The organism is Streptococcus suis (genome assembly GCF_016743335.1).
Taxonomy (GTDB): Bacteria; Bacillota; Bacilli; order Lactobacillales; family Streptococcaceae; genus Streptococcus; species Streptococcus suis_Y.
In genome coordinates, this window is record NZ_WCJE01000011.1 from 34,828 (window position 1) to 61,042 (window position 26,215).

Genomic DNA, 26,215 nt, shown 5'->3' on the forward strand with positions numbered 1-26,215 from the left:
GTCTATATGCGTGCTACCATCAAAGATGTGGCCAAATTAGCTGGTGTCTCGCCATCTACAGTTACTCGTGTCATTCAAAATAGCTCTGCCATTAGCCAAAAAACGAAAGACTTGGTGCGGAAAGCCATGGCGGATCTCAACTACCATCCAAACCTCAACGCTCGAAGCCTAGTTTCTAGCTATACACAGGTTATCGGACTAGTTTTGCCAGATGACTCGGATGTTTTCTATCAAAACCCCTTCTTCCCTACCGCCTTACGAGGAATTTCTCAAGTTGCGGCAGATCATAATTATGCCATCCAAATCTCCACAGGAAAGAATGAAGAACAACGTCTAGAAGCAATTTCTCAGATGGTCTACGGCAAACGAGTGGACGGCCTCATCTTCCTCTATTCCAAGCCCGACGATCCATTGGTACAATTAGCTATCCAACACAAATTCCCCTTCCTCATTCTTGGTAAGGCGGATTCTCCATTCATATCACTAGTTGATAATGATAATATCCAGGCCGGCTTTGAAGCTACCAACTACTTCATCAATAAAGGTTACAAAAACATTGCCTTCGTCGCTGGTAACAAAGAGTTAGTCGTATCTCAAGACCGTTATACTGGTTACAAGAACGCCCTTAAATCGCACAATATTCCCCTGGATGAAAACAAGGTCAAGTTTGTGTCTGGCTTCCTTCTCGAAGACAGTGCCTATAAAATTTCTAAGAAATTACTCAAACAAGACCTGGATGCAATCGTCACAACCGACACTTCCGTTGCCGAAGGTGTTGTCAAATATCTCAACGAAGTCGGAGTCAAACTTCCTATCATTTCTTTTGACTCCGTCAAGCCAAAACTAGATATTGAAGCCTACGTTGACGTCCACGCTATTAAACTAGGACGCGTCGCATTCAACACTCTGCACCAAATCATCAGCGACAATAAGGAAGACAAGCAGGTCTGCTACCGCCGCGTCATTCCACATACGATTACTGAACTTTAACCTAGAAAGGAGCCGTTCGGCTCATGGCATTACGACAATTTCAAGCATTTCTAGATGATGTAGCTACTATTCGCTTGGTCATGGAAAAACGATTCGACTCCGAACATATGAGCTTCTCACTCGAATCAAATGATGCTACGTCTCAACTTTTTATCCATTCCTGTCTAGAAGTAGACAATCTCGTTATCTATTATCTAACCAGCCTCCATGCATTGACATTGGACAAGGACTATACCATCTACGACCAGGACCGTAATAAAGCTGAACTCGGCTATGGTCATATCGTTCGCTCTACACTTTTTGAACAAAGTTATACATACAATGGCCAAGACTTGGGAGCAACCTATCGACCAGAGGCAACAACCTTTAAGTTATGGGCACCTATTTCTAAGCAAGTTTTTCTTGTTCTAGAAGGAAACCCACATACAATGACTAAGGGAGCAAAAGGAGTTTGGGAAATTACTGTTGAAGGAGACCTAGAAGCGCACAGCTATCACTATCTCCACAAAGTAAACGGTGAATGGATTTCCGTTCACGATCCCTACGCCCTGTCTTCCACAGCCAACTCAGGTGACAGCTACGTTATCAATCCAGATAAACTTCATAAAATTCGTCGTGCTAAGACCCAACGACCTATCTCTCAGGCCATTATCTATGAAATGAGCGTCCGTGATTTCTCATGGCAAAAAGAAGCCGGGTTCAAGCATCGCAGTCAATTTCTCGGATTGACAGAGTCTCCTACCATGGATGGAATGAAGCTAGGAATGGATTACATCAGAGAACTAGGCGTTACCCATATTCAATTATTGCCTGTTTATGATTTTGGCAGTGTGGATGAAAATAAACCCCAAGCTGTTTACAACTGGGGCTACGACCCTATGCAATACAATCTGCCAGAAGGTTCCTATTCTAGCCAACCAAACGATCCTTACGCACGTATTCTAGAGCTACAAGAGGCTATCCAGGCCTACCATGATGCAGATATTTCAGTTATTATGGACGTTGTTTACAACCACGTCTATCATGCTGAAAAGTACGCATTTGAGCTCATCGTTCCAGGCTACTTCTATCGCTATGATGACCACGGCATGCGAACAGACGGGACATTCTGCGGTAACGACGTTGCCAGCGAGCGCAGTATGGTCCGCAACTACATCAAACAATCCCTTCGCCAATGGCTAGAACTCTATGGTTTTGATGGCTTCCGTTTCGACCTTATGGGTATTTTAGATAGCGAAACAATCAACCAGATTCAAACTGAATTATCTGCCATTTACCCAAATGTCTACCTCTATGGTGAAGGATGGAAAATGGCAACAGGCCTCGAATTTGAAAAGCTGGCTCACCAGTACAATGCAGAGCAGTTACCTGAAATCAGCTTCTTCAATGACGATTACCGTGATACCTTTAAGAAACTCTTGCTCAATCCAAACCGTCTAGTAGATAAGCAATTACACGAAAAGGTACAACATCTCCTGACTGGTAGCCGATTAAGCCATTTCTTAACGCCTCAACAGTCCCTCAACTACATCGAATGCCATGATAATGCTACAGCATTTGACTATTTCCATATTGAGAATCCAAACTGGACACCTCAACAGCAGAAACGTGCTGCAAGCTTTGGACTTCAACTGATTTTGATTTCTCAGGGTATGGCCTTTATTCATAGTGGACAAGAATTTTTCCGTACAAAAGATGAAATAGATAATACTTACAATGTCCCTGACCGTATCAACCGTCTGGACTGGACACGAGCTATTCGTTATAAGGAACATATCGAGTTCATTCAGGAATTAATTACCTTCCGCAAAAATAATCCAATACTCAGCCAGGATAACTACGAAAGTATCCAAGAAACTTGTGATTTCTACTGGTTAACTGAATATGTTCTTCGCTATCAAGTAACAAGTGAAGAAAAGACCATTCAATTTATCATCAACTTTGCGGATAGCGACTTTACCTATGAACGTGAAAAAGATAAGGCAGTTCTCTACAACTATCCTCCAGTCGAAGAGCGTGATCAGCAAGAAATCACGATTGCAGGACAGAGTATTTGCATTTTAGAAGACAAATAGGACTTTAGACCGATGAAACACGATATAGTCTGAGGTATACTATAGTCAATCCTAAATATTTTTCATAATCTCCTTAAAACTCATCGGTCACGCTGGTGAGTTTTTTTGTGTGACCAAAAAAACAACCCAGCATAAAGCTGAGTTGAGGCTCTTTACATCAATTCCATTATCTTCCGACCAATGCGTTCAATGTCATTCTGCATTCCTCTGAGTTCAAAGGTGTCTATAACAGGAAAATTAAATCGCTCAGCATATTGCTTAGCAGTTAGACAATATTGGTTGTTAAAATTGCGGTTACCTGAGCCAACGACACCCAGACAGAGCTCTGCATTGGTCCCCAAAGCGATAAAATCTCCGAGAGGATTGGTCAGAATTTCCACATCTCCGTTGTCCACTCCATTTCCACCTTCTAAGTAGGTTGGTAAAAAGGCGACAAAGGGTGCATCTAGCTGATAGAAAGGAATATCCTGCTTGACCAAATCTTTAACATGAACTAGCTCAATCTCCCAGTCAGTTTGAAATTGGAAAAAGGACTTTAGACGTTTCACAAAACTCTCTGTATTGCCACTCAAACTGATGTAAACCAAATATATTTTCTTCTTCATACATTTCCTCTTTATAATAAAAACACTACATGTAGACTGTAAATACTATTTTACTCCTACATGTAGTGTTTGTCAATCAGTCACTTTCCACAAACCGACCAATAATATTGACGTTGTCAGCTACCGATACAAAGGCTTGAGGATCTGCTTTTTTCATAATTTGCTTAAATTCACTAAACTCCGCACGCGTGATAATAGTAATCAGTACCGTTTTTTGCTCATGGTTATAAGCACCCTCAGCACCGTTGATAATGGTCACACCGCGATTGAGCTTCTTATGGATTTTTTTGATAACTCGTTCTGGTTGATTGGTAATAATCATAGCCTGCATCCGCTTTTGCTTGACATAGATTGCATCCGTCATTCGGCTGGAGATAAATAGCGCAACCATTGAATACAGGGCATATTGCCAGCCAAAGGTCATCCCTGCAATCAACATAATCAGGATGTTGACAATCAAGGAAATGGAGCCAACTTGTCGTCCCGTCTTCTTGCGAATAATAATAGAGACAATATCAGTACCACCACTGGATACATTATTCCTAAGCGCAAAGCCAATTCCAGTTCCCAGCATGAGACCACCAAAAATAGCATTGACTAACGGATCCGTCGTCAGGGTAACTGGCGGCATAAATTGGATAAAGAAAGAACTGAAGGATACCGTAATAAAGGTAAAGATAGTAAATTTATAACCAATTTTATACCAAGCTAAGATAAGCAAGGGAATGTTCAGGCCGTAGTAGACCACCGCAATCGGTACATTCCAACCAGCGTAAGAAGCTGCCAGAGCAGAAACAATCTGTGCAAGACCAGTAACTCCAGACGAATAGACATTCCCTGGTCGAAAGAAAAAATTGACTGCAATACTAGATAGGAGTCCATAAATAATGGACCCCGATATCCGTTCAGCATATTTTTCCCGAGAAATTCCCAAAATGACCGACCAAAACTTATTCTTTCTGGTCATTCTTATCAAGCGTATTCGCTGTTTTCTGAAAAATTTATTCATTTTCAAGTGTAATGTCTAAAGCCAATTCCTCTAATTGAGCTGATGCAACCGTACTCGGTGCCTGTGTCATCGGATCAGATGCCTTGTTATTCTTCGGAAAGGCAATTACTTCACGAATGTTATCCTCACCAGCCAATAACATGACAAAACGGTCCAACCCGAGAGCCAATCCACCGTGTGGCGGGAAACCGTAGTCCATAGCTTCAAGCAAGAAACCAAACTGCTCATGCGCATCTTCAGCTGAGAAACCGAGAGCCTTGAACATCCGTTCTTGCATCTCTTTTTGGTTGATACGAAGACTACCGCCACCCAATTCATAACCATTCAAAACAATATCGTAGGCAACTGCACGCACCTGCGCCAAATCACCATCCAAATGATGAGCTGTTTCTTCCGTCGGCAAGGTGAATGGGTGGTGGGCACTCATGTAGCGACCTTCTTCTTCAGACCACTCAAACATCGGCCAGTCTACAATCCAGAGGAAGTTGAATTTGCTTTCATCAATCAAACCTTGCTCTTTTGCCAAGCGGTTACGCAAGGCTCCCAAGGTATTATTGGCTACTTCCAATTCATCTGCCACAAAGAGAACTAAGTCCTTGTCTTCCAGTTGTAAACTTGCTGTCAAGTTTGCTGTAATGTTTGTCAAGAACTTGGCAACCGGGCCAGCTAATTCTCCCTTGTCTACTTTAACCCAAGCAAGTCCCTTAGCACCAAATTGTTTCGCGTAGTCTGTTAATTTATCAATATCTTTACGTGAGTAGCTATCCGCCGCACCCTTGACCACAATGGCTTTAACAACTGGTGCTTCTGAGAAGACCTTGAAGTCAACTTCCTTGACAGTATCTGTCAAGTCTTGCAAGAGCATGTCAAAACGAGTATCTGGCTTGTCTGAACCGTAGAAATTCATGGCGTAGTCATAGGACATACGTGGGAATGGCAAAGTCACGTCGATCCCTTTGGTATCTTTCAAGACCTTAGCAATCAAGCCTTCTACGATGTCTTGGATTTCAACTTCGTTCAAGAATGAGGTTTCCAAGTCCACCTGTGTAAACTCAGGTTGACGATCCCCACGCAAGTCTTCGTCACGGAAACACTTAACGATTTGGTAATAACGGTCAAAACCAGCGTTCATTAAAAGCTGCTTAGTAATCTGTGGACTTTGTGGAAGGGCATAGAAGTGACCTTTTGACACACGAGATGGCACCAAGTAATCACGCGCACCTTCTGGTGTTGACTTGGTCAACATTGGTGTTTCCACATCGATAAATTCCAAGTCATCCAAGTAGTTGCGAATGCTGTGGGTTACAGCTGCACGCAATTTGAAGTTGTTAAGCATTTCTGGACGGCGAAGATCCAAATAACGGTAACGAAGACGGGTATCATCACTGGCTTCAATGCCGTCCTTGATTTCAAACGGAGTTGTCTTAGCCGTGTTCAACACTGTCAAGCTGGTTACTTGCAGTTCAACAGCTCCTGTCGGGATATTGTCGTTAGCTTGCTCACGCTCCACAACCGTTCCTGTTACTTCGATAACAAACTCGGAACGAAGACTCTCCGCTTTTGCCATCACTTCAGCTTCAACTGATTCAGGGTTAATCACCAATTGCATAATGCCTTCACGGTCACGCAAGTCAATGAAAATCAGGCCACCCAAGTCACGACGGCGGCCAACCCAACCTTTCAAAGTAATTTCCTGTCCGACATGTTCCTTACGAACACGTCCAGCGTACATAGAACGTTTCATATTCTTCCTCTTTTACTGATTTTATACCTATTCATTCTACCATAAAATAGCTGATTTTTGGGAGAAATTGCCGAGAAAAAATCGAAAAACCAGCCCTAGTTGACTGGTTTGATGTATAGCATATCCAAATGCGGAATATCATCCTCCAAATATACTTCAGAAACTGGCTTAAAGCTAAGTGATTGATAGAATTTTTCTAAATAGGCTTGGGCACCGATTTTAATCTGACTTTCTTTCCATTCATTTGTAATGTAATGGATAGCTTGCTCCATCATTGGCCGACCCAATCCTTTACCACGATGGCTTGGCTTGATGACCACACGACCGATGGAAACTTCATCATAACTTAGACCAGCCGGCAATATTCTCAAATAAGCCACTAACTCCCCTTCATCAGTTCCCAAAAGATGAAGACAGTTTGGATCCTTTCCATCTATTTCTGGATAGGGACAGGCTTGTTCCACGACAAACACATCGGTCCGAAGTGTCAAGATGGTGTAAAGTTCTTGTAAACTAAGTTGTTCAAATGTTTTTATTTCCCACTTCATACATTCCTCCTAGGGCAGAATGTTCCCTGCACTTCTGTAAATCTCGTACCATTCTGGTCGAGTCAAGGTAATCTGACTAGCCTGTGCAATCTTGGTCAAACGTTCTAGATTCATGGAGCCAACAATGGTTTGAATCATTGCTGGATGACGCAAAATCCAAGCTACGACAATTGTTTCATGTGAAACATTGTATCGCTCTGCTATTTCTCCAATGGCCTGATTTAAAAGAGCATAGTCAGGATGGTTGGCAAAAATACCTCGTTGCAAATCAATCAAGAAAGGAGACCAAGCTTGGATAGTGATTTTTTTAAGCTGGCAATAATCAATCAGTCCACCATCCCGCATAGTCGCAGCATCATCTTTCATATTGACATGTAATCCAGCATCAATCAAAGGCGTGTGAGCAGGAGATAGCTGCAATTGATTAACTGCAAGCGGTTGATCGAGATAGGATTGCAATAACTCCATTTGGTAAATATTTTGGTTGCTGACGCCAAAATGATGAACCTTCCCTGCTTTTTTCAAGAGATAAAAGGCTTCTGCCACTTCCTCTGCTTCCATGAGAGCATCCGGACGGTGTAAGGCGAGAACGTCTAAATATTCCGTATCCAAGCGCTTGAGAATACCGTCCACTGACTCCAAGATGTAGTCTTTAGAAAAATCAAAATAACCCTTGCGAATGCCGCATTTTGATTGAAGAATCATGTCTTCACGCTTGATGCCTGCCAACTTGGCTCCCTGGGCAAAACGAATTTCTGATTCACCACCACCATAAATATCCGCATGATCAAAAAAGTTGATTCCCTGTCCAACGACTGTTTTCAAGACCTTAGCCGTTTCCTGCTCGCTCAAACTAGCCATTCGCATACAGCCTAGACCAATTCGTGAAACTTCTAATCCTGTTTGTCCTAATCTTTGCATTTATCTTCTCCCTTGTAAACGCTTTTCATATTCCTTATTATAATAGAAAAACTCAGCCGAAACTGAGTTTTAGTTAAAACCATAAATTCTTTTCGCGATTTTATAGACGGCATTGGAAATTTTTCGACCTGGATAACCGTAAAGGTTGGTTAATTGACCAAGTAACCCTTTTCGAACGATTTTAAATAGAGCTGGATTATTATCCCGAATATAGTGCCAGAGTTCCTGCTTTTTCAACATGTGTTCAGCTGTTCCAGCACGATTGAGAAGGGCACAGGAGATAATGGTCGTAATCTCCACATGATTGAGCAGGTAACTTCGCAAATCAGGATTGTCAATCGCCTCCAAGTCTAAATTATCTACCAAAATTCGATTGACTTTTAACTGCTGGTCAATGCGCTTAATCATGACGGATTCATTGACAGACTGGTCATTTCGCCCAATAAAGTAACGATAAAAATCTACTGGCAGATAGAACATCGTTTTCACAGCCTGCAAAGGAGTAAATACAAAAATATTATCCACATAAAAAGTATGCTCTGGCAGAACAAGACCAACCTCACGCAGTAAATCTGTCCTGTAAATCAAGGAATGCATCATCATGTATTGTCCCTTGGAAAATGCCCCCACATCTTCCCAGCCAAAAATCCGATTTTCTGGTAAAACATCCTGATAAGACATGGATTTTTTGCGAGATTGTCCCTCTTTTTCATAAACAAAGTTGGAGATAAAGGCATCAACTGGCGTATTTTCATCTTCCAAAGCCTGCAAACTCTCTAGGATCTTCAAATAGGCCCTGGTATCGACCCAGTCATCTGAATCTACAACTTTAAAGTACTTCCCCTTGGCCTCACGTATCCCTGTATTAACAGCTCCGCCATGACCCTTATTCTCTTGATAAATAGCTCGTACATTCGAAAATTGATTAGCAAGTTCCTCTGCAATTTCCTGAGTCCGATCGGTCGAACCATCGTTAATAATCAGAATTTCAACCTTATCACCCCCCATAACAAGGGAATGAACACAGTAATGAAGGTAGGCCTCCGAATTATAACTCGGAATGGCAATGCTTAGTAAGGTCATCTTTCTCTCCATTTGACACAATTTGTTACTATTTTATCACATTTTCAGGAAAGTTGCTTTTGATATTTTCTTTTTGCTTGATAGGCTCTCCATAGTTGGCCTAGGCCCTTGAAAAAATGGCCATTGACAATGGTTAGAATCCCTTCCACCATCGGTAAATCGAGCATGTCACCTGTCATCTTAGCCATAGCCCTAAATGGCATATTATAAAGGAACAGCAGGTTCAAGTCAGGAGTCCCTTTCTGCTCTGCTTTTTTCAGTAAGCTAGCCAATAGTTTATGCACGCCACGTGCCAACCCACTCTTAGCAAATTGGAGTTTCAAAACTGGATCGTTCAGGCTCAGTTCTTGACCAATTTTCCAGGTTTCTTCTGGAACTGGACGTCCAAGCAATTGTGCAAAATCCTGCGATGAGACGGCCTGCACTTGGGCTGTCAGATAAGTCGGAATCTGTTCTGAAGCAGGAAATTGGTCTATAGTGCCTTCTTGGGTAATCTCGCCAACTAAGCGAATATCCTGACTACTTGCACCTACATGCAAGAGATAATTTCCAGCCTCTACTTCAAATTGGCCTGTCTCTTTATTAAAATAACGGAACGTATAGTCCTCAAAAGGAATAAAAATCTGTTTGGACTCGCCTGCTTTTACATATACTTTTTTAAAGCCTTTTAACTCCTTTGCAGGGCGGTAAATCTGACTATCTTCTTTGCCTACGTACAATTGGACAATTTCAGCACCATCAACCAGACCAATATTTGTAATAGTGACTGTGACTCCTAATTCGGTCACATCCAATTGACTGTAAGAAAAGTCTGTGTAGGATAATCCATAGCCAAAGGGATACTTGACAGTCTTGTCAAGGCTTGTAAAGTAACGGTAGCCTACATAGAGAGCTTCCTTATAGAGGGCAAAATCGCCTTCCGCTGGATAGTCATCCGAAGATGGAACATCTGCAAGATTAATAGGGTAGGTTTCGCTTAGTTTTCCTGATGGGTTGACAAGTCCTGTCAAGGTATCTAACATGGCTCTGGCACCAGCTTCTCCTGATAGATAGCCGTGAAGAACCGCATCTACATCCACATCCCAATTCATATCCACAACTGAGCCTGCTGATAGGACAACAACGATTTTTTTACCTGTCCCCACCAAGGCATTCAGTAAGGATAACTGGTTTTTAGGAAGACTTATATGATGACGATCCAAGCCCTCACTTTCACTCATTTCATCTAGCCCCATATAGTAAAGAACAAGTTCTGCTTGGTTTGCAAGATTGACAGCCCTGTCAACTAACACCCTATCTTCTTTATCTACACGTTGATAGCCTTGTTCGTAACCAATAACATTTAATGGATAATCTGCGATGCAATCCACTGTTTTATCTAATTGTCTTGTATTGATTAAAGAAGAACCGGCTCCCTGATAGCGAGGATTTTGGGCAAATTCTCCGATGAGGGCTATTTTTGTCTCACTAGATAAGGGCAAGATCTGATCCTTATTTTTTAATAGCACAATGCTCTCAGTGGCAGCCTGACGGGCCAATTCATGTTGTTCAGAATAATCTACAGATCGTTTTTCAGCATGAGCCAACTCTAAAACTAAATCAATCAGTTCATCCACGCGCTCATTCAATACCTGCTCGGACAGACGACCTGACTGAATAGCGTCAATAATTTCCTTTTGACCGACCTTTTTAGTACCTGGCATTTCCAGATGACTACCATTTTCAACACCGAGAACATGGTCATTGGAGCCACCCCAATCCGATACAACAAAGCCTGTAAAGCCCCATTCATCACGCAGAATGTCACGCAAGAGGCGCTTGTCTTCATTAGCATAGACGCCGTTTATTTTGTTATAGGCAGACATGATTGCCTTTGGATTTCCTTCACGCACTGCAATCTCAAATCCTGTCAGATATAGCTCTCTCAGTGTACGCTCATCTACAATGGAGTCTGAAGCCATACGGCGCAATTCCTGACTGTTTACAGCAAAATGCTTAGGCGTTGCCGCAACACCTTGCGACTGCATTCCCCGAATCATTGCGGCCGCCAGTTTTCCTGCTTGATATGGATCTTCTGAATAATACTCAAAGTTTCGACCACATAAGGGACTGCGCTTGATATTAAGCCCCGGACCCAAAATGACATTGACACCCAAGCTATTTGCTTCTGCGCCAAGACCTTGTCCGACACGTTCAACCAGGTCCACATCCCAAGAATTTGCTAGGGTCGCAGCTGTCGGGAAGCAGGTGGCAGGAACAGAAGCGTTCAGCCCTAAGTGATCTCCTTCGCCTTCTTGCTTGCGAATACCATGTGGTCCATCAGACAAAAAGATAGATGGAATTCCTTTTTCAGGGTAATCCTTAGTTTCCCAAACAGATTTTCCAGACATGAGTGCAGCTTTTTCTTCCAACGTTAAACGATTAATAATCTCCTGATGCTTCATTTCCTGTTCCTCATTCATATTTATTTACCATTATCATATCAGACTACACAAGCAATTAAAACGCTTTCTTCATAATCTGTATGATTTTGGACATAATCTGCTATAAAAAATCTCCCCAGAAAATACTAGGGAGATCGTCTTCTTATTTCATGATTACAAACTTCATCATTGGATAGTTGACAGCCACTTGAACGAAAATATTGACCCAGTTGGCCGCTGTCTGTGCCCAGCCCAAGCTCAAACCCCATGATGTAAAAAGTTGAGTAGTGTAAGGTGGTAGCACGATGGACAAAATGCCTGCAACTAGAACAGTCAAGATATACCAATGGAGGGTTTTGGAAATATCATTTTCTGCACCGAATACCAACTTCCTTTGGACGATATAGTTGACAATCTGTGCCGCTACATAGGCCAAGAGGAAGGAGAGAAAGCCGTTTAAACCGCCATTTTCTACGGAATAATGGAAGATGAACCAGTGAAATGGCTGACTTGACAAGGCTGTAAAGAGGAAATTTGTTGACAACCAAAGAACACAGAAATTTGTAATGGTCGCTATGTTTGATAACACATTAAACTTGATAAATTCCCACAAGTCTGGGTGTTTGGCAATCCATTCATTCATACGGTCTCCTATGCAACTTTTTCTTTTTTCTGTTTTATCTTCGGTTTACCAGATAATGCATACATCCCCAAAGACCATAGTCCAACAACGATGACGTTTGCTACTATAGCTACCACCATCCAAGTACGCGTTTTGGGTGTATAAATTTCCATTGCTTTAGAGTTTGCAATTGTGTATAAGATATTTTTACTTGCAGCTCGTAATGCCTGATTAGTTGTATTGTTATTTTGTACAGCATTTCCAAGTGGTAATGGATTGAGAATGAGATCATTTCCTGCACGAATAGCTTGATCAACGTTCATATAAGCCTTACCAAATGAACCATCTGTGATTACTGTTCCAACAAATCCCCACTCTTCTCGTAGAACTGTCGTTAGTAACTCATAAGACGCACCTGTCCAAGTTGTTCCAACTCGGTTAAAGCTAGACATTACCCCTGGTGCTTTTCCTTCCTTAACAGGTACTTCAAATGCCTTTAAGTATATTTCACGTATTGCTTGCTCATTTGACCATGTTGCTACACGCTGACGATTTGTTTCTTGGTCATTAAGAGCAAAGTGTTTGAGATAAGTATAGACACCTTGCTCAGATGCTTTTTGAATAACAGCTGAAGCTAATTTCCCAGATAGGAGAGGGTCTTCTGAATAATATTCAAAATTTCTACCAGAGAATGGTGTCCGATGAATATTTACCGCTGGCGCGTAAAGCCCCACTACTCCAAATGCTAATGCTTCTTTTGCCAATGCTTCTCCTGTTTTTCCTGCCAATTCTGTATTCCAAGTTGAAGCAATAACTGTTTCTGAGTTTAGTTGTGTTCCAAAAATAGGTTTAAAAATACCATTAATCCCTGCCGGACCATCTAATTCGACAGTAGAAGGTTTGTCAATTGACTTAATCTCTACTGTACCATAACCACCTGATCCTACCAATCTCTTCATATCATTGACCGACAGTTGCTCTAACAATAAATCCCACTTAGAATCATTGTAATCTAGCCCTATCATGTCTACTAAACGAAGACCATTATTTTTTATAACAATATCTTCATCTGAGTCATCATTCTCGATAACAATTTTGCTTACATCTAATGCATTAGCAATTTCATCTGAAGCTTCTTGATCTTTTGTGCGCTCTGTTGGAAGAGTTCCTTCCCAATCTGCACGAGATACATAGACTAAATCTCCAGCTGCATCATCAAATTGGTTGGTTACTTCAGCTTCATCAGATTGACGTTGTGTTAAAACTTCTGTTTTTTCAACAGTATAGGTTTCAGAATCTAGCACATCGTGTGCGTTGTTCATGAGTTTGATTTCATAGTTTCCTTTATCCAAAACGTAGGCTTTTTCACCCTTATAGTCATAAGAAGCCATATCGTCACGGTCAAAACTAATGGTTACTGTTTCACTTTGTCCTGGCTCTAATACCTCTGTCTTCTCAAAACCAGCTAGAACTACATGAGATTTTTCAATACCACCCACTGTATATGGAGCGGTGTAGTAAACTTGAGCTACTTCCTTACCGGCCACATCGCCTGTGTTGGTAATTTTTACCTCAACCTCAATTTGCCCGTCTGTTTCAGTCATTTTTGTGATGTCTTGAGAAAATTCTGTGTAGCTCAAACCATAGCCAAATGGATACTGAACAGTTGCATCATAAGCTGTTTCATCAACTTGACCAGTCGTATTATCTACAAAACGTGTTTCATAGTAACGGTAACCAACATAAATACCCTCGGTATAGTTCAAAAAGTGTTCAGGATATTCGGTCACTTGTTCTCCATCTTTTTCAACGGTTGTACTAATATTGGAATAGGTAAAATTCCCTTGATTATAAAAAGCAGGTGATGACGTTACGTCATACGCATATGTATCTACCAGTCTTCCTGAAGGATTTACTTCACCTGAAAGAATTTTACCGATTGCCAATGCTCCTGTTGAGCCTGGACCTCCAATCCACAAAGCCGCATCTACACCTTCTTCTTCAAGAAAGCCTAGTTCCATAGCGTTTGAGGAATTAATCAATACAATAACTGTTCCAAAATTCTCCTTTACTTTATCCAAAAGAGAACGCTCTACATCTTGTAGTTCTAAATAGTGCTTCCCTGCATCACCATTATATTCTGCCATATCCATTGGCAAATCTCCACCCTCTCCTCCTTGACGAGAAAAAGTTACAATAGCGATAGCTGAAAAGTCTTTGGCTTCTGAAATTAAATCTGACGGATAGTTATTACTATCTAATTCTTTGATTGAGAAATCTCCACCAGTCAAATTGTGAATTTCAGTTTGTCTTTTCTCAGGTAAATTCTCTTTGTAGTAATCAACTAAAGTAGAGTTGACTTCGAAACCTGCCTGTTCCAATCCCTCTTGGAGAGTAATATTAGAGGATTCATCTCCGGCACCAGAACCTGTTCCTCCATAGGTCAAACTAACAGAAGATATTCCAAACAAGTTTACTTTTTTTGTTGAATTCAACGGTAAAGTCTTATTCTTATTTTCTAATAGAACTGTTCCTTCTTCTTGTACCTCTGTAACAAGTTCTTTTGTTTGTTGGGAGGCTACTTCAATTTTTTCATTATCTGCATAGGACGGCGAAAAGTACATATTTACTGTTGTTGCAAACATATTTAAAATAAAATTTAAAACTAATACAAAAACAGATAAAATCGTTAAAAAGAATAATCCTACTTTTCTCCAATGAGATTTTAAAGACTTATTACATCTGAATCTCCAGATAGAATAACCAAACATTGCTAGGATAATCAGTAATACCACCCAAAAAAGTATATTTGTGAATGTACTACTATCCATAGACACATATTTTGTTGGATAATCCACCTCTTCCGCAAATACTGTTACTCCGACATTTCCCATCAGAGTAACTAGACTTGCTAAACCAAGTTTTTTCCAAGTCTTCATAAGACTCCTCCTAAAAATTTTTTAGAATCAGCTTTTGTAAGCCTTTTCCTTTCTTGCTCTTACTTTATCAAAGCGAGTATATTATGAAAACCCTTTCTTCATAATCTGTCATTTAATCTTCATAATTTGTAAATTGAGAAAAATAATCCTACTCTTGCTATTTTATCATTTGATTTTTCTAAAATATAGCTAACAATTTCATTTTAATTTTGATATACTGATAGAAAATAAAAGGGGTGCTTTATGAAAATCGCGATTGTAGAAGATCAAAAAATCGAGCAAGAGAGATTGTCCAACTACATCAAAACCTACTGCCAAAAAGCTGGGATTGTAGTGGAAATCAGCTGTTTTAATGACGGTCTCCATATCACTAGTGACTATCAAAAACAATTTGATCTGATTTACCTAGATGTCGAGATGGAGATTATGGACGGGATGACCACCGCTCAAAAGATTCGGTCTGTGGATAAAGATGTTCTCATCGTTTTTGTGACCAATCATTCCCATGTCGCTATTCAGGGCTATTCAGTTGAAGCTATTGATTTTCTGCTCAAGCCACTGAGCTCCTTTGTCTTTGAGGAACATTTTAAAAAAATTCTTAGAAAATTACCCGATAGCCAAGAGAAACAAAGTTTGTATATAAAAAGCAAGCAGTCCACCGTAAAACTCTATCAAGAAGATATTGTTTACCTAGAAAGTCAAGGACATCAGGTTCACATCTACACAGTTGATGGTGGCCTAACCATTACCCATAATAGTCTCAAAAATCTCGAAGCCATGTTAGACAGTAAAGTGTTTGTACGAGCCCACTCGGCCTATATCATCAATTTGTCCCATGTTCAAAAAGTGGAAGGTAGCCTTGTTTACGTCACAAATACAGCCTTGCCGATTAGCCGCCCAAGGAAAAAGGAATTTATGACAGCTCTAACCAACTTCATCGGAGATAGCCTACTATGATCAATTTCCCTGATATTCCACGTTTCTATACTGCACTAACAGAAAGCTTGGCCTGCCTACTGGTATGTTCCTCACTTGTTTTGTCTGAAAAATGGTCACGCAAACAGGTACGTATCCTCCTGATTTTTCTCATCCAAATCTTACTTCAACTTGTAGCTGGCAAACTCCCTTTGCTTTTTTGGACTGTAGGAATGGGCACCAATATCGCTTGGATGTTTGTTTCCGTTCGATTTCTTGGAGTTATCCACAAGAGGACTAGTCTCTATTTGACAGCAAAAGCCTTTATTATTGCCGAATTAGTAGCCTCCATTACTTGGCATCTCTACTGTTTGACGATTTATCAACAACCTGTGGATAACTTGTGGACACAGGGGCTATTTCTGTTGATAACTTCTCTACTTTCTTACTGGCTCATCTATCTACAAGATAAAAAAGTTCGCTTAGAAGAATTGGATAAATTCATTGAGCAGCGAGATGTTACTGTAGCCGTCTTTACAACCTTATCTATCTTTGTTCTCAGTAATATTGGTTTCATCCTCTCTGGCACGCGCCAATTTCAAGATTCGACCAGCATCTTCATTCTCCGGACAACCATCAATCTCTCTGGTCTTCTACTCCTATTCACCCAAGAATCTCAACAATACGATCGCTATTTACGGCAGGAATTGACTTCTATCAATAATATCTTTCAACTTCAATACAAGCAATACCAAGCCTATCGTGAAAACAGTGAGATTCTTGACCGTAAGGTCCATGATTTAAAGCATCAACTGGCCATCATCCAACAAGAATCGGATAAAACCAAAAAGGAGCAATACCTAGAGGAAATGAGCGAGGTGATCCAGACCCTTGATGCCAAGATTGAAACAGGAAATCCCATTCTAGATACCATTCTCAGCCAGAAAAATTATTACTGTTTGCAAAATGGAATCAACTTTACCTGTATTGTTCAGGGAGAACCCCTCCATTTTATGGATGTGATGGATATTTCAGCTCTGTTTGGAAATGCCATTGACAATGCCATCGAGGCTGTGGAAAAAATAGATAACCCTGAACAACGCTTGATTACTTTAAAGGTTGCCAGCCATCAGCAATTTCTCATCATTCGATTAGACAACTACGATACTTCTTCACTTGACTTATCCACAGGACAGCTCCCTGCAACCTCAAAAACAAATAAGGACTACCACGGATTCGGTCTTAAGAGTATGGAGTATGTTGCCAATAAATACGGTGGCAGTCTCACACTTAGCAAGGAAGATAATTGGGTTCAACTAAAAATCATTCTCCCTTTACAAGCATAGAGGGAGTGGGATAGAACTCGACTAGTCTAAAAAAGTTCGTCAACAATTTTTCGTTTTAAGTTGTTGAGCTGAAACAGTCTATCCCCAGACTGTTTCACTCCCACCCCCGCACAGCTCAAACTGTCTGGGAGACAGTTTGAGGTTGGAGATGAAGCGAATTCTGTTCGCATCAGTCGTATAGGTCAGATTTGGAGTGTGAAACACGAACAAATCTGCCAATCAACCACTGCGCTGAGATGTTGACACGAACTCTGAGAAGCGAGACTGGGCTTGCCCAGCCTTTTTTCTATTCATCATTTAGAAACCGTTACTTGCTCTACATCTCGACTTTGGCTCCGTTTTATAATCACATCAAGATAATCAGCCAAGAAACTTCTCGGTGATGCTGCTTGCAAGGTCTGATAAGTCTGGCTTGGAAATACCTTCTCATCTAGCCAAGTCTGATCTAGTTTTTCTCCTGAAAAATAAGCACGGTTGGCCGGCATGATAAATTGTGAAATAGCATCTGCCGTCTCCCCATCATACCAACGCTCATCGTTTAACACATTGTGGACCATGATGTCACTGGTATTGTCAAAGACAGTTTGTAAGTAGGTAACGTGATCCTTCAAATTTGGATCACTAGGTTGGTGCTTTTCTGTCCACGAAGCCATATCAAGTTGAGTTTTTTGATAGTGAATACTTGTATCATCAAGGCTCAATTGACCGATAATAGCTGGATAAATAGAAAATGCTCCATTGACCACCTCTGTATAGTTAACTTGTCCCAAGTCTTCCTTAACAATATTCTGAGAATGAGTGTGCCCTGAAAAACCAAAATGAATCCCATATTGATTGAACAAGGTCTTCAAATCGGCAGCATTATCCAAAGTATAGCCTTTTGTCAGCATGGCATGCTGTTGCAAGACATTGTGATGGACAACAGGTATCAGGCTCACTCCAGCTTCCTTGGCTGCCTGAAGCTGAACTTCTATCCATTCTAGGGTCTCTTTTTTGATACGTCCATTGGTTGGAGGAGCTCCTTTTCCGTAGCTGTCAGAGTAGATGTTGCTGTCTATCATCAGAAACCAAGCATTGGAAAATGGTTTGGCCAGGTAGCTCAATGAGGCTTTGTCACGACTGCTAGCTTGTTGATAACCGTGATTGACAAATAGCTCTGCAAATTGCTGAGCAGTGACCTGATCCGTCACTATCTGCTGGTCTCCCTTAAAGGCCCTAGCCCATCCACTGGCAACATCATGGTTACCAGGAATCACCAAAACTTCCGTTCCATGTTCTTCCATGCGTGTAAAGTATTGCGCCAACTCAACCATGCTATGCTTTTCACCGTTTAGAGTCAAATCTCCACTGACTAGTAACAAGGAAGGATGTTCACGCTCAACCTGCTCAACCAAAGCCTCCATCCGCTCTTTTCCATAACGTAAATCCTTGCCAGCAGCTGTTTTTTCTATATAGGAAAAAGCCTCTCCATCATCAAATAAATCCTGTGATAAATAATGCAAATCAGTGATAATCCAGATTTTATCCTGGTCTCTTAATTCAGCCTCGGCATAGGATTGCTGACGCTGACCAGCAATAGCAGACCAAATCAAAACAATGACTACAATAGCTCCTAACAATAATACTATTTTCTTCTTCATACCTTAAAAGTATATCATCTTAGAGATAGAGGGACAAGAAAAAGAAGCTCGACCATCTTTCTGCCGAGCCTCTTGTATCTACAATTTATTTCTTAGCAAATCCTGCTGCTTGTTCGCCAGCCTGACGACCAAATACGATGATGTCTGCTACTGCATTACCACCGATACGGTTTTGACCATGAACACCACCAGTTACCTCACCAGCAGCATAAAGACCTGAAATTGCTGAACCGTCTGTTTTCAATACTTCAGTATTGGTATTGATTTTCACACCACCCATTGTATGGTGGACACCAGGTGCAACTTTAATCGCATGGTAAGAACCAGTATTCAAAGCATGGTCCATACCTGATGTACGACCAAATGCCGCATCATTTTTGTCTGCCACAGCCTTGTTCCAAGTATCAAGTGTTGTTTGAAGAGCATCCGCAGGTACACCAATTTCTTTAGCCAAATCCGCAAGAGTAGCACCCGTTTTTACAAGACCTTTTTCTTCATACTGAGCAATAGCCTTCACACGATCTTTCAAGGCATCATCAAAGATAACATAAGCGTAGTTTGGATCCAAACTATTGATAGCCGCAGAAACTTTATCACGAGTTTCCAATTCGTTAACAAAACGCTCACCTTTTGAGTTGACAAGGATAGCACCTTCGCCACGAACTGCTTCTGTAATCAAGTAAGAAGTTTCTTGCTCAACACTTGGGTGAATTTGGATTTGTTCCATATCAACAGTTGCTGCACCTTCTGATTCAGCAAGTGCAATACCGTCACCTGTTGAACCTTCTTGGTTGGTTGTAACATAACCTTTCAATGCTGGGTTTAATTTAGCAACCATTTCCAAATCTGCACCGAAACCACCAGTCGCCAATACAACTGCTTTAGCTGAGATTTTCTTAGTTTCACCAGCAATCTTCACTTCAACACCTGTCACAGCCCCATCCTTGTCTTGGAGTTTTGTAACATCTGCATTGACAAAAATTGGTACTTCACGTTCAACAAGATTGTGGTAAAGACCATTTACCAAGTAGCCACCGACAGCTGAACCATCTGCAGGACGGTGGGTACGTTTCTCGCTCATACCACCAGTTGTAGTTAGGTTGCTAAGAGTAATCCCCATTCCATCCAACCAGTCAATTGCACCAGCTGAGTTATCTACAAGGTAACGAAGTAATTCCGGATCATTTGTTCCTTTACCACCTTTAAGTGTTTCTTCATAGAATTTATCGTTTGAATCAGCAATACCTTCCGCTTCTTGGAATTTGGTTTGTGAAGCATTCATACCAGCTGATGATTTAGCCGTATTACCACCGATAACAGGCATTTTCTCTAACAAAACAACACTAGCACCAGCATCTTTAGCTGAGATAGCTGCCGACATACCTGCACCACCTGAACCAACAACGATAACATCGTAGCTATCTTTCAACTCAGATGGATCTGTATAAACTTTCTCAGATGCACCTGAAACAGCTTCTTCTGATGAAGAAGAGGTCGTAGATGATGAAGATGTAGCTGTCTTTTCAGACTTGCCTCCACATGCCACTAAAAACACAACAGCAAGTAGACTCAATAATAAGCCTAACCAAGCTTTCTTTTTCATGATAAACCTCCAATTTTTATCTGATATTAGTATTATACAAGATTGTGAAATGTTTTTCAATCTGTTTTGAAACATTTTTCACAATAATATAAATGCATAGAATTCAAATCATACATTAATAAAAATTATTTACCACCCTTGAAGAGCTAAAAAGCTTGCTATTTCGGAAATTGTTGCCTGACTCCCTTTACGAAGTATTCCAGATAATTTACCCGATTTATAATAGGTTAAGCTAGGAACCGTAGCAAGACCTTGACTCTGTCGAAATTGTTGTATTTTTCCACTCGGATCCGACTCGCTATCCAAATAGTAGATAGTCGCACGTGATTGCTCTACTGCCTCTGTTAATTTCGGAACAAAATCACGACAATAAGGGCATGTCTCACGACCTATGTATAATATAAATTCTTCCTCGTCTTGGACCTTTTGCTCCACTTCATCTATCGAAATAGTCTGGTAACTCTTTACAGCCTTCACATAGTCTGATTCATTTGGCGTAGTCGCTGATTGAGATAGAAAGAAGGCCCCACCTACGACCAAAATAGCTATTAGCACTAGCAAAAAATACTTACGCCACATAATCCCTCCTAAAATACAGACAAAAAGCCCTTGTAAATAGGGCTTTTAAAATATCAATACAAATCTTAGAGCATTTTGTTGTAGAATTCTACGACAAGAGCTTCGTTGATTTCTGGGTTGATTTCGTCGCGTTCTGGCAAGCGAGTCAATGAACCTTCAAGCTTTTCAGCATCGAATGATACGAAAGCTGGACGTCCAAGAGTTGCTTCAACAGCTTCAAGGATAGCTGGAACTTTGATTGACTTCTCACGAACTGAGATCACTTGACCAACTTCAACGCGGTATGAAGGGATGTCAACGCGTTTGCCGTCAACAAGGATGTGACCGTGGTTTACGAATTGACGTGCTTGACGACGAGTAGTTGCCAAACCAAGACGGTAAACAACGTTGTCCAAACGACGCTCTAAAAGAAGCATGAAGTTGAAACCAAGAGTACCTTGTTTGATTTTAGTAGCTTGTACGAACAAGTTACGGAATTGTTTTTCACCCAAACCGTAAGAGAAACGCAATTTTTGTTTCTCAGCCAATTGCAAACCGTATTCTGACAATTTAGAACGGTTGTTTGGTCCGTGTTGACCTGGTACGTAGTTACGACGTGCCAATTCTTTACCTGTACCTGTCAATGACAAGCCAAGACGACGAGCTTGTTTCCAAGATGGTCCTGTATAACGTGACATAGTTATGTCCTCCTAAAATAAAATATAAAAATTATTTGTAGGAAATAACGTTTTAAGCAAACCTGATTCGTGCAGGAGGCCTTCATCGAAACAGCAACGATTACTCTTCTTGCTGACCTTCTGTTGACGAGCTTCATTTTGCCCTGCTGTTATTTCGCACAAAGGTTAGTATAGCACAAAAAAAAGGCTCTGTAAAGCCTTTTTCATCGATTAACCACGTCGTACGCATGAAGAAAATGCATGTAACCATTTTCTTGTCACATGCATTTTTCCAATTTATTTTCATAGTTTTTACATTTAGTCATGAATAATTCCTCAAATTCAGACTAATTATAGCATAAATTTTTGCTAAAAAACTGTATAAAATATGAAAGTACGTTTTCCGAAAACAAAATTTTCTTCATGCGTTTGTCGTGATCGATTAACCACGTCGTACGCATAAAGAAAATGCATGTAACCATTTTCTTGTTACATACATTTTTTAATTTATTTTCATAGCTTTTACATTTAGTCATGAATAATTCCTCAAATTCAGACTAATTATAGCATAAATTTTTGCTAAAAACTGTATAAAATATGAAAGTGCGTTTTCCGAAAACAAAATTTTCTTCATGCGTTTGGCGTGATCGATTAACACGCCATACGCATGAAAAATTTCTTCTCTCCTTTTGTCCCCGGAAAGAACTGCTTTAAACTTGATATCTACCTTTGTCCAACCACCTTATCCGCGATTTCCAAATAATTGTGGCAAATAATCCTCCAAATGGACAGAAATATAGCGTTGTTTGCGGCAGTAACTCAATTTTTCCTTAGGGAATGTCATAGTTTGTAAAAGATGAAGACAAACTTTACGAATAGCATTTAAATTGAAAGCAGCTCGTTTATCTAAGGTCTGGTTCTTATCTTCTCGGTAAACCACATCTAACAACCAATGTAGGCTCTCAACCGACCAATGGCCGCGAACAACCTGTGAAAAAGTCTGCACATCACCCTTGAAACTGAGGATAAAGTAACGAACTTCTTCCGTAATGACGCCGTCTTTATCAATGGTATTCTTAGTCATACCAATCCCACGAAGTTTTTTCCATTTTGGGTGTCGTTGGCTCAGCCATTTCACATCATGAGAAACCCAATAATCCCTCACCTCAATCTGACTGCGTGCCTTTTCAATGGTCTGATAATGACAAACTTTATCTGTCAACTGAGATAACAATTTGGCATCACTAAAATAAAGGTCAATATCCTCATGAAGACTTCCTTGATTGCCCTTTAATGCGAGACAATAATCACCCTTACCCTTGATGATTTCATCTACTATCTCCGCTTGCGTCCCTATCGCATCTATGGTCACAATCCCTTTTCTAATGTCAATAAGTCGTAACAAACGTGGAATAGCCGTGATTTCATTACTTTTCTCTTCAACTACAACCTGACCTAGACTAATACGATTATCCCCATCATAAGCCGTTACAATATGATTCGGACGTTGTGTTTTACTACCATTTCCTCGCATAGTCTTACCATCTATAGCTATTAAGCGTTCAACAGTAGCACTTTCTTGAGTCTGACTAAAGTCAACTTTTAACTCCGTTAAAAATTGAGGATTAAGCATACTCACTACCCGTTCTAACGTATCATGAGAAGGACAACCATCACTCAAATCCACATATTGTCCTAGAAGGGATTCATTCATCTCAATAAAATCTTCCATTTCTTTCCAAGTTTCAATACCTGCCAGCTGACTAACAAAAACAACAAACAAAATGGTAGATAGGGAATAACGAACTTTCCACGGTCGGCGTTTATCTAATTCTTCACTTTTGGCTTCTAGTGAAACAAGAAAATCAATCATCGTAGTTACCTCTATCTCTAGTTTACTACTTTGATTGATTTTGTCGCTATGTAAATAGTTTTCTGAAAACTATTTTTTCTTAATGCGTTTGACGTACCCAAATTACTTGATTCGCTTCTTATAATCCACATACCCAAAGGTAAAGGCTTCTATCAATACAAAGAAGGAGGAAGTTGTTTGGAGCCACCAATCCCTAGGGAGGGGACTCCGACTGGTTGTCGCATAAAGATTAAAATCTGATTTTCCTGATAACCAATTATTCTGTAAGCTTGTAATCGAAACGATATTACTTTTTACCAATTTTAAACGCTTAACGATTGATTCCAAATTATTATTTTCACCAGATAAGGATAATACAAATACGATGTCCTTAGCCGTTAGGCGTTCTATAATTCTTCGGAACTCATTTGAATTCCCATCTCCTGGCACAATCTGCAGGGGCTTTCCGATTAAGAGAAATAAGCGTTGCAATTCTGCTGCTTGATTCTTCTGAGCTACCCCTGTTGTAATCACGTAAATATTATCAATTGTATCCAGTCTTTGATAGATAGGCGACCAATCGCTTTTTGCTATCAACTCTAGCAAAGAATGAATATCCTTTGTCACCTGCTCCTTAAAGGTTAGTTGCTCAATCAGTACCTCTTCCTGATCCTGCCACTTTATAAAATTTTTTAATTCTGTAAAACCCGTAAAGCCTAATTTCTGTGAAAAACGAATAACGGAAGACTTTGAGGACAGACTTCTCCTTGCAAATTCCACCACTCCCATTTTGGGTATGGTCGCAGCATTTTCTATAATGTAATTACACATCAATAATTCTGATGAATTAAGTTCACTGTAATGTTCATTGACTATATCTGTGAAACGCATATAGAAGTCCACCCTATCTTCCCATATTTTTTGTTACTGATTATTTATACCATATTTTTATATAAATAACCACTATGCTAAAGTAGGCCAGTATTCTTTATTTGCTTCAATCAGCTCATCCAAAATTTGTTTTGCTACGGTGGCTGATGGCACTGTTTTAGATAGACTAAGAGCTTGCCATAGTTTTTCATAAGACTCTTGTTGATAGGCGTCTACTACTAATTTCTCAACAGCAACTTGCTGTTCAATCATTCCTTTTTGGAAATGCGGAATGCTACCCATGCACAATGGCTCATAGCCACGCTTGCTTACAATACAAGGGACTTCAACCATTGCATCCTCACTGACATTAGCGATTGCTCCTTCGTTTTTGACAATAAGAAGCATTCTCTCATAGGTATTATAGGCCAAAGCACCAGCCAGTTGGACAATGAATTCTGCATGTTCCCCTGCTTCAATACTGGTATCAGCTGCCGTCTGATGATCGGCAATTCGTTTGCATTCTGCAAAGACATTTTTTTCACGATGATCCATGACTTCATTTGCACGAGTATAATCTGGGTTAGAGTGCGCAACAACATAGTCAGGGTAAAGATAATATTTCAAATAAGTATTTGGCAGAGTTGCCTGATCAACTGCTTGGACATCTTTCACTTTTAAGAAGGTGTCTTTCCAACTAGCCTCTTCCAGTAAAGGATTATGTTCATCTGTAGCTGCTGCATAACCATATTTTTGCACATGTTTTCGTAAGATTGGCATTAAGTCATTGCCTTCCTTATCATACATTTCCGTCCACCATCCAAAATGGTTCAACCCATAGTAACGATCAATAATCTCATTTTCATTCTTCAAGCCCAAAATATCTGCCATTGATTTTTTAATGGCAACAGGCATGTCACAAATATTGATAATTTTGGATTCTGGTCGCATCCGACGAGTGGCTTCTGCCACTATTGCTGCAGGATTTGAATAGTTAAGCATCCATGCATTCGGAGAGTATTTTTCCATGTAATCAATCAATTCAATAACTCCCTTTATAGACCGCATGCCATAGGCAATCCCTCCTGGACCACATGTTTCTTGACCGACGACTCCATATTTAAGCGGAATCTTTTCATCCTGTTCACGCATTTTCAATCCGCCCACTCGGATATGTGCCATGACAAAATCAACATCTGAAAAAGCTTCTTCTGGGTCTGTCGTAGCAACAAATTCTATTTCTGGAGCACGCTCCCGTACAATCACTTCGCAGGCTTTTGCGACAATATCTTGACGTTCTTTATCATTATCATAGAATTTCAATTTTCTTAGGGGAAATCTATCTTGGTTATTGATTAACATCATCACAATTCCCGCTGTGTACGTACTTCCTCCACCTGCAATAACGACTGATTGCTTTTCTCTTACCATTATAATATCCTTTCTTACTCTGTTATTCCTAGGGTAGCACAGACTTCTTCTTTAAATGTCTGAACTCCCATACCAATAATGACCTGAATATTTTTGCCATTTTTCACAACACCTTTTTGTTGAGAAACCTTCTGCAATATATGGTCATCCACTTTCATCTCATCTTTTACAGTCACTCGAAGACGTGTAAAACAATTCGTGACATGTTCAATATTATCTGCACCACCTAAACCTTTAATCACTAGGGCCGTATCATCCATTGTTTCTACTATAGATGCTACTGTCTCTGACACAGGTTCTACTATATCTTCTCTACCAGGAGTTTTAACATCCAGTTTTTTAATTAAAAAGACAAAAGTGACAA

Annotated in this window: 21 protein-coding genes; 4 read left to right on the forward strand and 17 right to left on the reverse strand. The window is 40.3% G+C overall.

From position 1 onward, the window contains the following. Nucleotides 1–6 precede the first annotated feature (6 nt). Nucleotides 7–990, forward strand: coding sequence for a LacI family DNA-binding transcriptional regulator (locus F9856_RS04840; RefSeq protein WP_029173762.1), 984 nt, complete (start codon nt 7–9; stop codon nt 988–990). Nucleotides 991–1,013: 23 nt separating this feature from the next. Beyond that, a complete protein-coding gene (gene pulA / locus F9856_RS04845; protein ID WP_202105930.1) occupies nt 1,014–3,065 on the forward strand; it encodes a type I pullulanase in 2,052 nt (683 codons plus the stop codon). Between the two features lie 152 nt (nt 3,066–3,217). On the opposite strand, the gene nrdI is transcribed toward pulA, so the two are convergent. The 9 genes from nrdI to F9856_RS04890 form a co-directional block, all read right to left on the reverse strand. After that, nucleotides 3,218–3,670 carry a class Ib ribonucleoside-diphosphate reductase assembly flavoprotein NrdI gene (gene nrdI / locus F9856_RS04850; protein ID WP_009911016.1) on the reverse strand — a complete coding sequence of 151 codons (453 nt, stop codon included), beginning with the start codon at nt 3,668–3,670 and terminating at the stop codon, nt 3,218–3,220. 76 nt (nt 3,671–3,746) lie between these two features. Continuing rightward, nucleotides 3,747–4,685 (reverse strand): YitT family protein, encoded by a 939-nt coding sequence (locus tag F9856_RS04855; protein ID WP_202105931.1) that lies wholly within the window; start codon nt 4,683–4,685, stop codon nt 3,747–3,749. Continuing rightward, a complete protein-coding gene (aspS, locus tag F9856_RS04860; protein ID WP_202105932.1) occupies nt 4,672–6,423 on the reverse strand; it encodes an aspartate--tRNA ligase in 1,752 nt (583 codons plus the stop codon). Before aspS ends, F9856_RS04855 begins: the two co-directional genes overlap by 14 nt. Nucleotides 6,424–6,518: 95 nt before the next feature. Then, a complete protein-coding gene (locus tag F9856_RS04865; RefSeq protein ID WP_202105933.1) occupies nt 6,519–6,971 on the reverse strand; it encodes a GNAT family N-acetyltransferase in 453 nt (150 codons plus the stop codon). A gap of 9 nt (nt 6,972–6,980) precedes the next feature. Then, entirely contained in the window at nt 6,981–7,892 is a 912-nt protein-coding gene (locus F9856_RS04870; protein WP_202105934.1) for an aldo/keto reductase, read from the reverse strand. A gap of 69 nt (nt 7,893–7,961) precedes the next feature. Further along, nucleotides 7,962–8,975, reverse strand: coding sequence for a glycosyltransferase family 2 protein (locus tag F9856_RS04875; RefSeq protein WP_024379397.1), 1,014 nt, complete (start codon nt 8,973–8,975; stop codon nt 7,962–7,964). Nucleotides 8,976–9,019: 44 nt separating this feature from the next. Further along, complete coding sequence (locus F9856_RS04880) at nt 9,020–11,419, reverse strand: glycoside hydrolase family 3 C-terminal domain-containing protein (RefSeq protein WP_202105945.1); 2,400 nt, start codon at nt 11,417–11,419, stop codon at nt 9,020–9,022. Between the two features lie 142 nt (nt 11,420–11,561). After that, a complete protein-coding gene (locus F9856_RS04885) occupies nt 11,562–12,041 on the reverse strand; it encodes a GtrA family protein (RefSeq protein WP_202105935.1) in 480 nt (159 codons plus the stop codon). A gap of 8 nt (nt 12,042–12,049) precedes the next feature. Next, entirely contained in the window at nt 12,050–14,959 is a 2,910-nt protein-coding gene (locus F9856_RS04890) for a glycoside hydrolase family 3 protein (RefSeq protein WP_202105936.1), read from the reverse strand. Nucleotides 14,960–15,202: 243 nt separating this feature from the next. Between F9856_RS04890 and F9856_RS04895 the strand changes: the two genes are divergently transcribed. Continuing rightward, a complete protein-coding gene (locus F9856_RS04895) occupies nt 15,203–15,916 on the forward strand; it encodes a LytR/AlgR family response regulator transcription factor (RefSeq protein ID WP_202105937.1) in 714 nt (237 codons plus the stop codon). Continuing rightward, nucleotides 15,913–17,220 carry a sensor histidine kinase gene (locus tag F9856_RS04900; RefSeq protein WP_202105938.1) on the forward strand — a complete coding sequence of 436 codons (1,308 nt, stop codon included), beginning with the start codon at nt 15,913–15,915 and terminating at the stop codon, nt 17,218–17,220. The genes F9856_RS04895 and F9856_RS04900 overlap by 4 nt, the downstream gene beginning before the upstream one ends. Nucleotides 17,221–17,513: 293 nt before the next feature. On the opposite strand, the gene F9856_RS04905 is transcribed toward F9856_RS04900, so the two are convergent. From F9856_RS04905 to F9856_RS04940, 8 genes are all read right to left on the reverse strand, one after another. Next, the gene (locus F9856_RS04905; RefSeq protein WP_202105939.1) at nt 17,514–18,860 is read right to left on the reverse strand and encodes a metallophosphoesterase; all 1,347 of its coding nucleotides are present in this window, start codon (nt 18,858–18,860) and stop codon (nt 17,514–17,516) included. Between the two features lie 85 nt (nt 18,861–18,945). Next, entirely contained in the window at nt 18,946–20,463 is a 1,518-nt protein-coding gene (locus F9856_RS04910; protein ID WP_024376006.1) for a flavocytochrome c, read from the reverse strand. Between the two features lie 129 nt (nt 20,464–20,592). Next, nucleotides 20,593–21,042, reverse strand: coding sequence for a thiol reductase thioredoxin (locus F9856_RS04915; protein WP_024377573.1), 450 nt, complete (start codon nt 21,040–21,042; stop codon nt 20,593–20,595). Nucleotides 21,043–21,107: 65 nt separating this feature from the next. Next, nucleotides 21,108–21,719 carry a 30S ribosomal protein S4 gene (gene rpsD, locus F9856_RS04920; protein ID WP_002938227.1) on the reverse strand — a complete coding sequence of 204 codons (612 nt, stop codon included), beginning with the start codon at nt 21,717–21,719 and terminating at the stop codon, nt 21,108–21,110. A 721-nt stretch (nt 21,720–22,440) separates the two neighbouring features. Continuing rightward, nucleotides 22,441–23,571, reverse strand: a complete 1,131-nt coding sequence (locus F9856_RS04925) for an ISAs1 family transposase (protein WP_202105940.1) — start codon at nt 23,569–23,571, stop codon at nt 22,441–22,443. A 102-nt stretch (nt 23,572–23,673) separates the two neighbouring features. After that, a complete protein-coding gene (locus F9856_RS04930; protein WP_024407738.1) occupies nt 23,674–24,441 on the reverse strand; it encodes a MurR/RpiR family transcriptional regulator in 768 nt (255 codons plus the stop codon). A 72-nt stretch (nt 24,442–24,513) separates the two neighbouring features. Then, nucleotides 24,514–25,851, reverse strand: a complete 1,338-nt coding sequence (locus F9856_RS04935; protein ID WP_024407739.1) for a 6-phospho-alpha-glucosidase — start codon at nt 25,849–25,851, stop codon at nt 24,514–24,516. A gap of 14 nt (nt 25,852–25,865) precedes the next feature. Then, a partial coding sequence (locus F9856_RS04940) for a glucose PTS transporter subunit EIIB (protein ID WP_202105941.1) occupies nt 25,866–26,215 on the reverse strand: 350 nt, incomplete at its 5' end.

Excerpts from the sequence above, each read along its gene's own strand:
- F9856_RS04915 (WP_024377573.1), bottom strand. The coding sequence starts at position 21,042 with ATGTGGCGTAAGTATTTTTTGCTAGTGCTAATAGCTATTTTGGTCGTA.
- F9856_RS04930 (WP_024407738.1), bottom strand. The coding sequence starts at position 24,441 with ATGCGTTTCACAGATATAGTCAATGAACATTACAGTGAACTTAATTCA.
- aspS (WP_202105932.1), bottom strand. The coding sequence starts at position 6,423 with ATGAAACGTTCTATGTACGCTGGACGTGTTCGTAAGGAACATGTCGGA.
- F9856_RS04875 (WP_024379397.1), bottom strand. The coding sequence starts at position 8,975 with ATGACCTTACTAAGCATTGCCATTCCGAGTTATAATTCGGAGGCCTAC.
- F9856_RS04870 (WP_202105934.1), bottom strand. The coding sequence starts at position 7,892 with ATGCAAAGATTAGGACAAACAGGATTAGAAGTTTCACGAATTGGTCTA.
- F9856_RS04880 (WP_202105945.1), bottom strand. The coding sequence starts at position 11,419 with ATGAAGCATCAGGAGATTATTAATCGTTTAACGTTGGAAGAAAAAGCT.
- F9856_RS04885 (WP_202105935.1), bottom strand. The coding sequence starts at position 12,041 with ATGAATGAATGGATTGCCAAACACCCAGACTTGTGGGAATTTATCAAG.
- nrdI (WP_009911016.1), bottom strand. The coding sequence starts at position 3,670 with ATGAAGAAGAAAATATATTTGGTTTACATCAGTTTGAGTGGCAATACA.
- pulA (WP_202105930.1), top strand. The coding sequence starts at position 1,014 with ATGGCATTACGACAATTTCAAGCATTTCTAGATGATGTAGCTACTATT.
- F9856_RS04910 (WP_024376006.1), bottom strand. The coding sequence starts at position 20,463 with ATGAAAAAGAAAGCTTGGTTAGGCTTATTATTGAGTCTACTTGCTGTT.
- F9856_RS04925 (WP_202105940.1), bottom strand. The coding sequence starts at position 23,571 with ATGATTGATTTTCTTGTTTCACTAGAAGCCAAAAGTGAAGAATTAGAT.
- F9856_RS04935 (WP_024407739.1), bottom strand. The coding sequence starts at position 25,851 with ATGGTAAGAGAAAAGCAATCAGTCGTTATTGCAGGTGGAGGAAGTACG.
- F9856_RS04905 (WP_202105939.1), bottom strand. The coding sequence starts at position 18,860 with ATGAAGAAGAAAATAGTATTATTGTTAGGAGCTATTGTAGTCATTGTT.
- rpsD (WP_002938227.1), bottom strand. The coding sequence starts at position 21,719 with ATGTCACGTTATACAGGACCATCTTGGAAACAAGCTCGTCGTCTTGGC.
- F9856_RS04840 (WP_029173762.1), top strand. The coding sequence starts at position 7 with ATGCGTGCTACCATCAAAGATGTGGCCAAATTAGCTGGTGTCTCGCCA.
- F9856_RS04900 (WP_202105938.1), top strand. The coding sequence starts at position 15,913 with ATGATCAATTTCCCTGATATTCCACGTTTCTATACTGCACTAACAGAA.
- F9856_RS04890 (WP_202105936.1), bottom strand. The coding sequence starts at position 14,959 with ATGAAGACTTGGAAAAAACTTGGTTTAGCAAGTCTAGTTACTCTGATG.
- F9856_RS04865 (WP_202105933.1), bottom strand. The coding sequence starts at position 6,971 with ATGAAGTGGGAAATAAAAACATTTGAACAACTTAGTTTACAAGAACTT.
- F9856_RS04895 (WP_202105937.1), top strand. The coding sequence starts at position 15,203 with ATGAAAATCGCGATTGTAGAAGATCAAAAAATCGAGCAAGAGAGATTG.